16 protein-coding genes and 2 riboswitches are annotated in these 14111 nt (G+C 38.6%); of the genes, 7 read left to right on the top strand and 9 right to left on the bottom strand.

Annotated features, from left to right (window positions below):
- The first annotated feature begins 158 nt into the window (after positions 1-158).
- The 4 genes from RDV78_10430 (at position 159) to RDV78_10415 (ending at position 3154) form a co-directional block, all read left to right on the top strand.
- Positions 159-1019, top strand: coding sequence for a carbon-nitrogen hydrolase family protein (locus RDV78_10430; GenBank protein MDS1030858.1), 861 nt, complete (start codon positions 159-161; stop codon positions 1017-1019).
- 35 nt (positions 1020-1054) lie between these two features.
- Positions 1055-2122: a nitrilase-related carbon-nitrogen hydrolase gene (locus RDV78_10425; protein MDS1030857.1), complete on the top strand. Its 1068-nt coding sequence runs from the start codon at positions 1055-1057 to the stop codon at positions 2120-2122.
- 86 nt (positions 2123-2208) lie between these two features.
- The gene (locus tag RDV78_10420; protein ID MDS1030856.1) at positions 2209-2397 is read left to right on the top strand and encodes a ferredoxin; all 189 of its coding nucleotides are present in this window, start codon (positions 2209-2211) and stop codon (positions 2395-2397) included.
- 289 nt (positions 2398-2686) lie between these two features.
- Positions 2687-3154, top strand: coding sequence for a hypothetical protein (locus RDV78_10415; protein MDS1030855.1), 468 nt, complete (start codon positions 2687-2689; stop codon positions 3152-3154).
- Positions 3155-3199: 45 nt separating this feature from the next.
- Here RDV78_10415 and RDV78_10410 read toward each other — a convergent pair whose 3' ends face one another.
- Positions 3200-4000, bottom strand: coding sequence for a ferritin-like domain-containing protein (locus tag RDV78_10410; GenBank protein MDS1030854.1), 801 nt, complete (start codon positions 3998-4000; stop codon positions 3200-3202).
- A 130-nt stretch (positions 4001-4130) separates the two neighbouring features.
- Between RDV78_10410 and RDV78_10405 the strand changes: the two genes are divergently transcribed.
- Positions 4131-5183: a GNAT family N-acetyltransferase gene (locus tag RDV78_10405; protein ID MDS1030853.1), complete on the top strand. Its 1053-nt coding sequence runs from the start codon at positions 4131-4133 to the stop codon at positions 5181-5183.
- An 84-nt stretch (positions 5184-5267) separates the two neighbouring features.
- On the opposite strand, the gene ilvN is transcribed toward RDV78_10405, so the two are convergent.
- From ilvN to RDV78_10365, 8 genes are all read right to left on the bottom strand, one after another.
- Entirely contained in the window at positions 5268-5768 is a 501-nt protein-coding gene (gene ilvN, locus RDV78_10400) for an acetolactate synthase small subunit (protein ID MDS1030852.1), read from the bottom strand.
- A 70-nt stretch (positions 5769-5838) separates the two neighbouring features.
- Positions 5839-6504 carry a helix-turn-helix domain-containing protein gene (locus RDV78_10395; protein MDS1030851.1) on the bottom strand — a complete coding sequence of 222 codons (666 nt, stop codon included), beginning with the start codon at positions 6502-6504 and terminating at the stop codon, positions 5839-5841.
- Positions 6505-6535: 31 nt separating this feature from the next.
- Positions 6536-7681, bottom strand: coding sequence for an ABC transporter permease (locus tag RDV78_10390; GenBank protein MDS1030850.1), 1146 nt, complete (start codon positions 7679-7681; stop codon positions 6536-6538).
- On the bottom strand, positions 7674-8432 hold the full coding sequence (locus tag RDV78_10385; GenBank protein MDS1030849.1) for an ABC transporter ATP-binding protein: 759 nt from the start codon (positions 8430-8432) through the stop codon (positions 7674-7676). Before RDV78_10385 ends, RDV78_10390 begins: the two co-directional genes overlap by 8 nt.
- Position 8433: 1 nt before the next feature.
- Positions 8434-9450 carry an HlyD family efflux transporter periplasmic adaptor subunit gene (locus tag RDV78_10380; GenBank protein MDS1030848.1) on the bottom strand — a complete coding sequence of 339 codons (1017 nt, stop codon included), beginning with the start codon at positions 9448-9450 and terminating at the stop codon, positions 8434-8436.
- Positions 9451-9572: 122 nt separating this feature from the next.
- Entirely contained in the window at positions 9573-10307 is a 735-nt protein-coding gene (locus RDV78_10375) for an ATP-binding protein (protein MDS1030847.1), read from the bottom strand.
- 15 nt (positions 10308-10322) lie between these two features.
- On the bottom strand, positions 10323-11165 hold the full coding sequence (locus tag RDV78_10370; GenBank protein MDS1030846.1) for a DegV family protein: 843 nt from the start codon (positions 11163-11165) through the stop codon (positions 10323-10325).
- Between the two features lie 25 nt (positions 11166-11190).
- The gene (locus RDV78_10365) at positions 11191-12027 is read right to left on the bottom strand and encodes a DegV family protein (GenBank protein MDS1030845.1); all 837 of its coding nucleotides are present in this window, start codon (positions 12025-12027) and stop codon (positions 11191-11193) included.
- Positions 12028-12195: 168 nt separating this feature from the next.
- Positions 12196-12325, top strand: a riboswitch (cyclic di-AMP (ydaO/yuaA leader).
- A 2-nt stretch (positions 12326-12327) separates the two neighbouring features.
- On the opposite strand from RDV78_10365, the gene RDV78_10360 reads away from it, so the two are divergent.
- Both RDV78_10360 and RDV78_10355 read left to right on the top strand, forming a co-directional pair.
- Complete coding sequence (locus RDV78_10360) at positions 12328-12978, top strand: NlpC/P60 family protein (protein MDS1030844.1); 651 nt, start codon at positions 12328-12330, stop codon at positions 12976-12978.
- 55 nt (positions 12979-13033) lie between these two features.
- Positions 13034-13111, top strand: a riboswitch (NiCo riboswitch).
- Between the two features lie 43 nt (positions 13112-13154).
- Positions 13155-14099: a cation diffusion facilitator family transporter gene (locus RDV78_10355; GenBank protein ID MDS1030843.1), complete on the top strand. Its 945-nt coding sequence runs from the start codon at positions 13155-13157 to the stop codon at positions 14097-14099.
- Positions 14100-14111: the final 12 nt, after the last annotated feature.

Below are 14111 nucleotides of genomic sequence, written 5' to 3'. Positions count from 1 at the left end.
AAGTACATTAATTCTATTGAACCGCCGTATACCGAACGGTACGTACGGTGGTGTGAGAGGACGCTGAATTAATTAATTATTCAGCTCCTACTCGATTGGCTGCAGGTTATTTGCCAAAAAAAGAGAATTTAGTATATAAAATTAAGGGAGAGATTAAAATGCTTAAGGTTGCTAATCTAATGCTTGAGGCTGATGATACATATCAAAGTGTAGAAGAAAAAATACAGAATTTAGCCCAAAAAGGGGTTAAACTAATTTTACTACCTGCTTTAGCAGGCTTTTTCCTCTACTGCCGAGAAAAAAATCTTGGTGCTTGCCTGGAAAATTGGGCTGACCTTTGCCGAGACCCAGCAATACATAAGGGTTCTGACTCCATCTTTTTGGCACGTTGCGCCTCTATAGCTCAAAAGCTATGCATTTATCTAGGTACAGGAACTAGCCTAGTTTGGTCAAAGAACAGCTTTGAACATCAATCGCTTCTCCTTAATCCTACTGGAAATATTTGTGGACAGCAAAGCCAAACTCATGTCAGTAAATCCGAATCACAACTACCTATTAAGTTAGGGAATGATTTGACTGTGTGGGACTTACCTTTTGGCAAAGTGGGTTTTTGCGTAAGCAGCGATATTTTTTATCCTGAAGTAAGTAGAATTTTAGCCTGGAAAGGTGCCGACTTAATCTTAGCACCGGCAATCTCCCTGTTGCCTTACAACCCTTGGCGGCAAGTAGCTGCCATGTGGCAGGAAGTGCAACAAAATCAGTTTTTCTGTTTGGAAAACTGGCTAAATGTACCCCTGGGCCGATTAAAATTAGGCGGTAAAGCACCAATCCTTGGCCCTTGCCAGCTAACACCGGGACAAACAGGATACTTAACCGAAGGTATTTCCAGCTCTTCTGCGCAACTTGATTTTACAGCTTTAACACAGGTACGCCAGGAATACCCTCTTTTAAAACAGTTAAATTATCCGGCATATGCTAAATATTTTCCTCAAATATATGCAAAAAATAAAGCTAAGTAAATGTTATAAGAAAAGTTAATTTGAAAGGGACTGTTATGAGCATACTTACTTCCGCTGCTAAAATTGCCCTGCAAAGCTACTTAACTCATAAATGCAAACCTGAAATTATTAACAGCTATTTAAAGCAATTTTCAACTGAAAATAAAGTTCTTACTAATACTGCCGTAGATTTAACTAAAGTTAAGGTAGCAGCTGTACAATTGAAACTTGATCTGGTGGACAACGTCATTGCCTACGCAGAACTTATGCGGCAAAAAGTAGAAGCAGCAGCTTTAGCCGGGGCTCAACTAATTGTATTTCCAGAAGACAATACCTTACAACTTTTAGGGCTTTTACCTGGTGTAGGAATTCTAGCAAGGAAAATGCCAAAAACTGCATCTAATAATATAAATACGCCTTTAAATCCCCAGTCTATTCTTCGTTTCCTCAGCCCTTTTGCCTATGCTGTCTATCAAACTACTTTTAGTACTTTAGCCAAAATGTATGGCCTATTTATTTTAGGAGGAAGCTTTTTTTTCTTAAATGAGAAACAGCAATTAGTTAACCGAGCCTTACTCTTTGACCCTCAAGGAAATCTAGTGGGTCAGCAAGATAAAGCCAACTTGCTGCCTTTAGAAAGCACATGGGGGCTAGGATGCGGTGCAGACTTTAAGGTTTACCCTACTTCCCTAAGCAACTTGGCTTTGCCTATTTGTATGGATGCCACTTATTTTGAAACATTCCGCCTTTTAACCTTATTGGGGGCAGATTTGATTATGCTGCCTACAGCCAACCCAGAAGAATTTAACTATTGGCGGGCTTTACGGGGTATTTGGCCTCGGGTCCAAGAAAGCCCTGTCTATGGTGTCAAAAGTGCACTTGTTTGTCCTAATTTTTTTGGGTTAACTTTTACCGGCAAAGCTGGCATTTATGGACCATTAGAGTTGACACCCCAGGAAGACGGCATAGTCCGGGAAGCCAAAACTTGGAACCAGGAGGAAATTGTCTTCGCTGAACTAAATATTTTGAATTTACGCAGCCTTCGTCAAAAGCATGAATATTATGGTTACTGGAATCAAGAACTTTATGAAAAATATTTTCCTAAAATCTATTGTTCAGATTAATTCGAGACTTGAAATTACTTTATTTTATGAATTATTTGGTAAGGAACTGTATAAACTATGGCGGAAGAGCTTAGGAGGTGAATAAGTTGAAGGTAACTGTAGACCAAGATTTATGTATTGCTTGTGGAGCTTGCATTGACATAGCTCCAGAAATTTTTGAGTGGAATGACGACGGTTTATCACATTCTATTGTTAATGAAGTTCCAGAAGATAAAGAAGAAGGCGCAAAAGAATCAATTGAAGCCTGCCCTACAGAAGCTATTAAAGAAGTGTAAATATGAACCTATAAGACACAAAAGCGAGGGACAACCCTCGCTTTTGTGTCTTACTTGCCTAAATTTGTCCCGTGTAAAACTGCACAAGAACACTTGCTGCCGCTACACAAAACCAAACGATCAAACCTAAAAGAAAAAGACCGGTAGTATTTAAAAAGGAAAAATCTTTTTAAAACCTCAATCCAATCAAGATAGATAAACGAATCTGCATGATTTTTAACTTTAAGCAGGATTTTTTCAGCCTAATACCCAATTATTACCTTTAGCGTTTTATAACGGGGTGGTTTTTTTGAAAAAAATTAGCTTTAGCTACTATTTATTTTTGCTGCTGCTGGCTCCTTTGCTGCCTAGCTTTCTTTCCATAATTAATCAAATAAAAATTAACTCCTCTCTGCCGGAAATTGGCGATAAACTTCCTTTACTTATTTTGGCAGGGATTATGACTTTTCTGTTAACTAAATTAAAAGGCTTATCATGGGAACTAAATTTATCCCTGCTTTGGGCTATTTTAATTCAAAGAAGCAGCATCTTTTCTTCTTTACTTTTTACAACTATTGTCCAAAATTTGGAATCAGGTTCTAATATAGTGGCAATTAAATACTTCGAGCCCTTTCTGTTAGCTGCCGCCTTTTATTTAATTTTAGCTGTCTTAAGTATAAAAATTACCCGGCTTAAAGGTAAATCTTTACTTTATTTTCTCATTTGGTCACTACTAGCCTATCAGCTTGGAGTACGTTTTATTAATTATAAGCTTTAACTAAAAGTAAAAGGCAAGAAAAATTATTTTCCTTGCCTTTTACTTTTAAAACTTTGGTTTATGTTTATATGAGGGGGGGCGATAGTAACTAGTTTCTTCTTTAACATCATTGTCCGTGGCAGCTTCCGCCATATAGTCTTCAACTTCATAATAATCATCTACTGTATAATCCTGGGCTTTGTAATCGTAAGCTGTTGTATCGTCATCTGCCCCGGCTATATAATCTTCTACCCCATAATCTTCATAATAGTCATCTGCTTCAGACATAAGGTTGCAACCAGGATCATTGTAGTCATCATTATTCCAATACTCCTCCTGGTCATGGGGATTGTAATTATTATTGCCGTCATTATCATATTGATCGTTCTGATTTTGGTTATGTTCTTCCTCATGCATACGCATATGCTCTTCCATTTGCTCCTTCATCATCATACAGCAGTGCTTCTGCATAAGATATTGTAAGTACATAGCATGCTTTGCTTCGTCATGCATAATATCAAAAAACAGATCACGCATTTGCTTGTTATCCGCAGATAAATAGTATCCCTTATATTTGTTAAAATCATTGGTTTCAGCATGGAAGCGAGTTTCTAATGCGTCCTTATAACTATGAATTACCGGCTTGGACTGTTCATAAGTGCTTTTTTTACCTTTCATTGATTGGTATAGTTCCTTTAACTCCCGGTGATGACGCATTTCATCATTTTCCATACTCCGGATCATTTGACGTGCTTCATAATTTGGTGCCATACCGGAGAGTTGCCGATAATAAGCGGCGTCCCCAGCTTCATCCCTAACTGCATCATGGATTTTTTCCAGCCATTCTCTACGAGAATATTCAGCCATTTTTTGACCTCCTTTCTTAATCTATGTTATCTTATGCCCCTGCCTTACCTTTTGCTAAAACAATCTCTTAAACAAAAAAGGTAATTAGTTCATATCTTAAAATAGATAGATAGAAAAAGAGGTGACTAAAATGGCATTAGAAATACACCCTGTTCAAAGGGCTCGGGATTTTAACCTATTTTGGCAGCTTGAAAAAAATCTGTATAGCCCAGCAGAACGGAGTAAATTACCGCCCCTGGAAATAACCAAAAAAAAATTAAACCCAAGGTTTAACCAATTTCTTCAACATATTTCTTGGCAGTGCTATTTAGCTTTCTTAAACAATAAAGTTATTGGCAGAATTATTGCCTCTCATGATCATTACCTGGCTGATCAAAGTATTGGCTTTTTTGGTCTATGGGAAGTAGATAATAATTTTGAAGCTGCCCAAGGGCTGCTGAAGGCTGCAGAAAACTGGCTCCAAAAGCAGGGTAAAAAGCAAATCGTTGGCCCTGTGACTTTGTCGACAGCTGACAATTTGGGACTTCTTGTAGAAGGCTTTGAACAACAAAATCCTTTTTTCCTTTCCTATAATCATCCTTACTATCAAGATCTTCTGGAAAAAGCAGGTTATCGTAAACTCCATGATCTCTATGCCTACCATTGGTCTAGCAGTCAGCAGATATCTCCCCGTCTACATAAAATTAGCTTGCGTCTCCAAAAATCTAAGCAAGTAATAATCCGTCCTATTCGTTTTAATAAACTACGTGAGGAAGCCGAAAAATTTTTAAGTATTTACAATTCAGCAATGGTGGAAAATTGGGGATATACCCCATTAACCTTAGGGGAAGTTAGCCATATCCTTCATGATTTTCGCAAGCGATTTAAACCTGAATTTTGTTTATTTGCAGAAGTTAAAGAAGCTCCAGCCGGGCTTTGTTTAGCTGTTCCTGATCAAAACAATGGAACTAAAAGAGCAGTTCGTTTGGCAATACTGGCAGTAAGCCCGGAATTTAACCATCTTGGGTTAAGTGCCTTGTTAGTAACTGAGATGATAAGTTATGTAAAGAAAAAAGGATTTCAACAAGCAGAATTATCCTTTATTCAAGAGGGTAATCAAGTGGTAAATAAACTTATTCAAGAAGATGTAGGAAGCTCCATAATTAAACGCTATCGGCTTTACACTAAGGAACTATCCACATAAATAGAAAAATCCTCCTTATTTTAAAGGGACCTGCCTCTCTGTGCAGATTATGAGAGGCAGGTCCCTTTATGTTTAAAATTATGTCTATTCAATATTGTGCTTAACTGCCTCTGGTCCCCTGGAGACAGCTATTTTACCTGTACGAACTATTTCAATAATCCCATGCTCCTCTAAAACTTCACATAAAGCATCGATTTTATCGGATTCACCTGTTAATTCAATAACCATAGTTTCTCGGTTTACATCAACAATTTTAGCCCGAAAAATATTGACAATATCTACAATGTCTGTCCTTCTTTCCGGTAAAGCTTTAACTTTAATCATGGCTAATTCCCGTGTAATGGAAGGTACTGCCGTTAAATCGCTAACATGAATTACATCGACTAATTTTAACAGCTGGGTACGGACTTGCTCAACTTCTCCCTCGTCACACTCAACAACTAAAGTAATCCGGGTAACCTTGGCATCCTCTGTAGAGCCAGCAACAATACTTTCAATGTTATAGGCTCTGCGGCTGATTAAACTGGAAATATGGTTTAAGACCGTAGGCCTGTTGACAACTAGCAAAGCAAGAGTATGTAGCATCTTATAAACCCCCTCTTATTCATCCTTTGAAAGTATTTTAAAGCCAGTTTAGATAATAGTCAAATTTCATTTATTTTTTGTTTTCTATACCGTGTATATAAATATCTACTAAAGATTTTATTGCTTTTTTGTCATTCCATTGGGTTGATTCTTCTGTAAAAAGCTGTTTGGCAAAAATATACCCTGCCATTAGAGATACTGCCCAAAGAGTCATATGCTCAATTCCTACATCTCTAAACTCTCCCTCATCAACTTTCCTTTGCAAAAAATCACTTAACAGCTTTTTTCCTTTCACTGCAATATGGCTAACTAATGCTGTTTTTAGTTCTGGGTGAAACATTACCTGTTGCAATATTATCTTAAATACTTCTGTATTGTTTTCGATGAGCTTTAGCCTATTTAAGAAAAGTTCCTCTAAAAGTTCAACACTGCTTCTTTCTTTGTTTTGCGTTATGCTGACAACATCCCGCAAAATTACCGGACCTGCTAAACGAATGACCATAGGGGCAATTAGAGATAGCATCAGATCCTTTTTACTTTTGTAGTATTTGTAAATAGTACCTTCTGCCACACCGGCTTCTTTGGCGATAGCACTGGTAGAACTAGCTTCATAACCTTTTTCTGCAAAAAGTTTTAAAGCAGCTTGGGCAATTTTTTTTTGACTAGGAGTCATTTCTTCTTCGGCTATAAAATGGTCTGCTGTAATAATTTTAAAGATATTATCCTGCTCATTCATAATTTTTCACCTTCTTTAATCTTCAGTTGCCTTAATCTGCTCTTTTCTTAAACCTTAGCATAGCTAAAACGCAAAACGACACTGCAAAACAAACCAATATAATGGTCTCATGCACTAAATAATCCATTGTCAGCCCTTTTAAGAAGATTCCTCTTAAAATTACTAAAAAATAAGTTAAAGGAAGCACATCGCTAATTAATTTAATCCCCAAGGGCATTGTTTCCCTTGGAAAAATAAATCCGGAAAGCAAAACACTGGGGAGAATCAGCAGTACCGTTAACTGCATAGCCTGGAGTTGAGTTTTAGCCAAAGAAGATATTAAAAGACCGATGGCTAAAATAGTAATTAAAAACACTACAGAAAGGCTGCACAGCAGCAGAATACTTCCTTGTACCGGCACCTTAAACCAAGTAATACCTGTAACTAAAGTTAAAGTAAAAGAAAAAATACCGATGATTATATAAGGAACTAATTTTCCTAAAATTAGTTCGGCGGGAGTAACTGGTGTAACAGATAACTGCTCCATAGTGCCCCTTTCTTTTTCTCGTACCATGGCAAAGGCTGTTAATAAAGCAATAACATTTTGCATAATCAGACCAATTAATCCGGGAATATTAAACATTAAGCTTTTCATTTCTGGATTGTATAAGATTCTTGCTTGGGCATCTACTAAAAGGAGGGGCTTAGTCCCACCTGCAGGTAGGATTTCCGACTGTAATCTTCCGCCATAGCTTTGTACAATTAACTGAGCCACAGCCATGGCGGTCCTGGAAATGGATGGATCAGTACCATCAATCAACACTTGCACATTTACGTGCTCTTGACGCTGCAGCTGTTTACTAAAATTCGGAGGAATAATTATAGCTGCTTTAGCCTGACCCCGATCAATATACTCTTCTATTTCCCGATAACCGCTGGCATAATAATTGGCATCAAAGTAATTGGAATTGACAAAGAGCTCAATTAACTCCCGGGATTCAGTACTGCCATCTCCATCCCAGACTACAGTGCTATAATGATCAACATCTGTATTTACTGCATAGCCAAATAGAAAAAGCATTAAAAGAGGCATTGCCACTGCAATGGCAAAACTAGGCCTATCCCGCTTAATTTGGATAAATTCCTTTTTCACCACGGCCCAAAAGCGAGCTAGATGAAAAACTCGGATTTTAGACATGGCCCAACACCCCCCGGCCCTCTGCCTCGCCTCGCTCAACATATTTAATAAACACATCATCTAAAGATTGGTAACCTAATTCCGCTTTCAGCTCTTTGGGTGTCCCGTGCCCCATTAATTTGCCATAAAAAATAAAACCAACTAAGTCGCAAGTTTCTGCTTCATCCATATAATGGGTGCTTACCAGCACTGTCATTCCTTCACCAGCCAAAGTGCCAATAATCTCCCAAAAAATTCTACGGGAAACAGGATCTACGCCTGCAGTAGGTTCATCCAACACCAATAGTTGGGGACGATGCAGTAAAGCACAAGCCAGAGCTAGCCGTTGTTTCCAACCTCCCGATAAAGTTCCTGCCAACTGACTTTGTCGCCCTTCTAATCCCGTCATAGTTAGCAGTTCTATTTTCCGTTCATGTTGTTCTTTACCTTTTAACCCATAAATTCCGCTATAAAAGTCTAAATTTTCTTCCACTGTTAAGTCCGTATACAAACTAAATTTTTGGGACATATAACCTAAGCGCTGTTTGATTTCTTCAGCTTTTGTCAAAATATCGTAACCTAAAACAGTTCCTTGTCCAGAAGTAGGCTTCAGCAATCCGCACAACATCCGAATGGTAGTTGACTTGCCAGAGCCATTAGGACCTAAAAAGCCAAAAATTTTACCCCGAGGAATTACTAAACTAACACCATCAACTGCAACCAGTTTTCCAAACTTTTTAGTCAAATCCTGGCAAACAATAGCATTTTCCATTCTACTTCCCTGCCTTTGTCAAATAAACATCTACAGGAAGGCCTGCTTTTAACTTGTCCTGACCAGAGGTAATTTTTACTTTCACGGCAAAAACTAGTTTAACCCGATCCTCTTTGGTTTGCACATTTTTTGGCGTAAACTCAGCTTCTTGGGCAATTTGTATGATTTTGCCTTGAAACTTTTCTTGGGGGTAAGCATCTGCTTCAATCAAAACTTTTTGCTGTAGAGATACTAGATTAATTTTGTTTTCCGGCACATAAATTTTTACCCATAAATCTTGGGGGTCAATAATTGTTGCAATTGTACTACCCGCGGTAACTAACTCACCTGCTTCTGCCACTTTCCGTTGGATTACTCCGTCTGCAGGAACTTTTAAAACCGTTTTACTTAAGAAATAGCGCGCCTGGTCAACCCCTGTGGCAGCCTGTTCTTCCATGGCCTGAAGCTGCTCTAGAGTATAGGTAGTGGCGCCCTCCTGCAAAAGTTTTAAGCGAGCTTGGGCAGCCTCAATCTGAGCTTGCAAGCTATTATACTGAGCCTCTAAGGAATCTACCTTGCTTTGCTGGGCTGCAACCTGTTTTTCGTTAATGGCTTCATTAGCAAGCAGTGTTTGATAATCTTGCAAAGTTTTCTGCTCTGTATGAAGATTATTTTTTATACCTTCCATAGTTGCTCTAATTTGTTTAAGCTGAGCCTGAGCTTCATGCACTTGCGCTGCCCTTGTACCCGCTTTGGCCTCTGCCAGCTTACTTTGAGCCAATTTTAAATTGGCCTGTGCCTCTTGCAACTTAATTTTCAAATCTTTATCCTCTAACCTGGCTATAACCTGCCCCTTATGTACCACAGCTCCTTCTTCTGCCTGCAATTCTAGAACTTGACCGGCTACTTCACTTTGTACATTAAAAGTCTTAGCTTCGATGGAACCTGTAAAAACTTCTTCCTGCTTCTTTTGACTGCAGCCACTAAATATTGCTATCGTAAAAACGGCCGCTATGCAGTACAAAATTATTTTTCTCACCTGAACCCGCCCTTTCCAGTGAGCACTCACTCACCTAAATTTAATTATTATTCTAGCATAGATGGAATTAAATGCAAGGGAAAAGGGCGGGCATTTGAGGTGTATTTCTAGTTGTGTGCATTTTACTTTCTTCTGTTAGGCCATAGATTTTCCATTTCCACATTGTTGAAAGCACTTAAGAATTTATCCCTAATGTCAGGATATTTACCTTGTAAAAGTGTTATTAACTGGCGCATTTCCTGCCTTTTGGTATGGCCGTTGGCTGGACAAAGGTTATTAACTACAGGTAAATTCTCTCTTTTCACTAGGGACACAATGGTTTTTTGGGGCAGGTAGACCATGGGCCTAATTAGAGTCAATTTTGTGCGGTCTAAATAAATCTTTGAAGGAAAGGAGCCCATTTTTCCTGCGTACAGCAAATTAAGCAAAAAAGTTTCAATGGCATCGTCTAAGTGATGTCCTAAAGCTACTTTATTGCAATTTTGGGCTAAGGCTTCATTATGCAAAGCTCCCCGGCGCAGCTTAGCACACAGAGAGCAAGGGTTAGTTTCCTGCCGAATATCAAATACGATCTTGCCGATATTGGTTTCTTTAATTCGATGAGGCAAACCTAGCTGCGTGCAAAATTCCGTGAGAGGACTCCAATCAGCTTCCCAACCCATATCTAAAGTAATGGGCACTATTTCAAAATCCATTCTGACCATATTTTTAAGGATGTGCAGAATGTAAAGTAATGATGTGCTATCCTTTCCTCCAGACAAACCTACGGCAATGCGATCGCCAGGATCAATCATCTGGAAGTCTTTCAGGGCTCTTTTTACTTTTGTCAAAAACCACTTGCTGTCTGATTTTTTCATGTCAATTCGCTCCACTTATTCATTTCTTTCAAATGCGAGGCCTATGGTTCCAAAACCTACATGAGTCCCAATTACTGGGCCCATTTTGGAAATTGAAATTTGTTCAATTAGAAACTGTTCTTGTAAAGCTTGGTAAAGTTCTTCTGCTTTTTCCTCATTAGCACAGTGGCCGATGGACACAGGACGCTGGGTTATATGTCCTCCCCTTGCTTTAAAAATTTCTTCCATTCTGGAAAGTGCCTTTTTCCAGCCCCGGGGATTATCTAAAGGCACAATAGCTCCTTCTATAATTTGTAAAATTGGCTTAACGTTGAGCATTCCTCCAACTAAAGCTCGGGTGGAACTGATTCGCCCGCCTTTTTTCAACATATCTAAAGTATTTACTAAGATAATATGTTCCATTCTTTGGCACATAGTCTGAACTTTGGCTAAGATAGTTTCCATATCTGCCCCAGTCTGAGCCATTTTTGCGGCTTCCGTGACAACTAAACCTAAGCCGACAGAAGCGCATTTTGTATCGATTACTTCAACTCTACCTTTGGTAAGCATGTTTTTGGCTACTACCGCCGACTGAAATGTACCACTTAAAGCTGAAGAAAAAATTAAAGCTAAAACCTCTTCACCTGCTTCAACTAAATTAGTAAAATGCTCTAGAAAAACTCGCGGTGTAATTTGAGCCGTAGTCGGCAATGCCTTTTGGGTAGTTAAAAGCTCGTAAAACTGTTCCGGCGTTATATCTATCCGATCTTTATAGGCCACGTTTTCGATATTTACGATTAAAGGTATTACCGTGACCCCTAATTCCTCAGCTTGTTCCGGTGTTAACTCACAAGAACTATCGGTTAATATTCTAACCATTTCTCCCCATCCAATCCTATCCATATTACTTTAGAAAAAATAAAGCTAAAGTTTCCTGCCCAACATGGCTGCCAATTACAGGGCCAATTTCAGAAATAAAAAAGTCCCTAACTCCGAATTTCTCAGCAACTATTCCTTTCAGCTGTTCAGCAATTTCCGGACAATTGCTGTGGCTAATCCCAATCCTTTGTTGCTCTAAATTGTGTCCCCGCTCAGCCATAATCTTAACCATTGTCTCTAAAGCCTTTTTCCAGCCCCTAGCTTTAGTTAAGGGTTCGATAGCCCCCTCATTAAATTGTAGTATTGGCTTAATATTAAGTAAACCTCCAATTACTGCTTGGGCACTATTAATCCTTCCGCCTTTTTTCAACATATCCAGGGAGCCAACTACAAAAATATGTTCCATCTTTTCAGCCATATAACGTACCCTCGACTTTATTTCAGCTAACGGGGCACCACTTTGGGCCAATTGGGCTGCTTCTAAAGCAATTAAGCCTTGTCCAATAGAAGCGCATTTAGTATCTACAACTTCGATCAAATCTGTTTGCAGCATATCCTTAGCCAAAAGAGCAGATTGGTAAGTACCACTGAGCCGAGAAGAAAAACTAATAACCAAGACTTGATGGCCTGCCTCAACAAGCTGTTTAAAACAATTATAAAAATCTTGGGGGCCTACCTGGGATGTAGTAGGTATAATATTTTCCCTGCTGATTTTGTGATAAAATTCTTTTGGGCTTATATCTATCCTATCCTGATAAATTATTCCTTCTAAATTAACTAAAAGAGGAACAATTGTCATATTTAATTTTTGAGCTATTTCTGGAGGCAAATCACTAGCACTATCTGTAACAATTTTAACCAAATACCTCACACTCCGGATTCTTTCTTTTTATACAGAAGCCTTCAAAACATTTTACTTCCAAATATTTGGGAAAGTCAATACTATCCTCTTTTTTTACATTAATATCGTTTTCTGGCAGGATTTTTAACATTTTTGCCGAATTATTAAATAAAAATAAGATTTTGTTAAAAATATAAAACGCCTAATTCCATTCTATGGAAACGGGGGAACCAATATTTGGGGTGAACTACAATGGTAGCGGGCTAGCCTTTCGGCCCGAACCCGGCAGCTAACTCCGTCGGCGTGGAAGTAGGGATGATATTGGTAATTAATACTAAAAAGATTGCAGTTTTTACTTCTTCTTTGTGTTTAGCCACTGCCTTATTTTGGACAAGCACAGCACAAGCTGCGGAAATAAGGGTTAATAAAGGTGATACTTTATGGAACCTAGCCAAAAAATATGGCACAACGGTAGAAAAAATTAAGAAATTAAATCACCTCAAAAGCGATTCAATTCTTATTGGGCAAACCTTACAAATCGACACTAAGGTCGCTGCCACCAAGTCTCGCCCAAAATCTGTTGCCTCTCGCAGCTCTAGCCGCTTAGACAATTTGCTGGATTTTGCTCAAAGTTTTGAAGGTGCTAGATATAGATATGGTGGTGAAAATCCAGATGGGTTTGATTGCTCTGGTTTTGTCCGTTATGTATATAAAACTTACGGAATAGAATTGGTTCATTCTTCAGCCAGGCAATATGCTACCTGTGGCACAGAAGTAGCAAAATCGGATTTGCAGCCTGGAGACTTAGTTTTTTTTAGCATTAACGGTAAAAATGTTGGTCACGTAGGTATTTACCTAGGTGAAGATAAATTCATCCATGCTGCCAACTCACGAGATGGCGTTATGGTCAGCATGCTTGATAACAAATATTGGGCTGAAAGATATTGGGGAGCTAAACGAGTTATCGACTAGTTCAACAATTTATTACTTATTGCCTAGTAGAATATTTACACTATACTGCATACCATAATATCAACTAGAACAGGCGTCTCATTTGAGAAAAGCCGGGCCGTAAGGCAACAGGTTAAGTACTTGTGGGACTAGACCACAAGTACTTTTTTTTACTATATGTTGACGGAGGTATTATTATGGACCCAAGGGTAAAAGCAGCCCGATTTTCGGTAATAAGTAACTTTTCTTTGGCCCTTTTAAAATTTATTGTGGCTTTAATTACAGGTTCAGTCAGCATCCTTTCCGAAGCAATTCACTCAAGTTTAGATTTATTAGCAGCCTTAATTGCTTTTTTCTGCTTACGTCAAGCTATTAAACCTGCAAATGAAAAATTTCAGTTTGGCCATGGCAAAATCGAAAACGTTTCAGGGGTAGTAGAAGCGCTTCTTATTTTTTTTGCTGCCCTCTGGATTATTTTTGAATCTTATCAAAAATTCGTTCAAGGCAGTGCAGTAGAATCCGTCACCTTAGGCATTTTTGTTATGGCTTTTGCCTCCTTAGTTAATTACTTAATCTCTCTTTACCTTTTTAAAGTAGCCGAAAAAACAGATTCCATCGCCTTAAAGGCTGATGCCATGCACTTAAAAACCGATGTGCTTACCTCTATTGGAGTCCTGGGAGGTTTAGTTCTAATTAAAGTTACAGGCATTCAGTGGCTAGACCCCTTAAGCGCCATTGCCATTGCCATCTTAATCATTAAAGCTGCCATTGAACTAACATTAGAAGCCTTTTCACCTTTGCTAGATGTACGGCTTCCCGAAGAAGAAGAAGAAATAATCATTTCCATCATTCGTAGACATTCCAATGAATTTATTGAATTTCACAAACTTAGGTCTAGAAAGGCTGGTGCTGAAAGGCATATCGATCTACATATGGTAGTTCCTTATAATCAACCTGTTGTTCGTGTCCATGAAATCTGCGATCAAATAGAAAATGAAATTGCTGCTATTTTTCCTTGTTCTCATGTTTTAATCCATATGGAACCTTGTAAAGCCTCCTGTATTAAATGCGATTATTTAGGTCCTTGTGCTCCTCCTACACCTGTACCAGAAAATGAGGAGGCTGACCCCAAAGGGCGTTAATATGCCCTTTGA

The organism is Bacillota bacterium LX-D, assembly GCA_031628995.1.
In the GTDB taxonomy this organism is placed as follows: domain Bacteria; phylum Bacillota; class DUOV01; order DUOV01; family Zhaonellaceae; genus JAVLUO01.
Note: the sequence above shows the minus strand (reverse complement) of the source record. Positions and strands in the feature narration are given on the sequence as shown.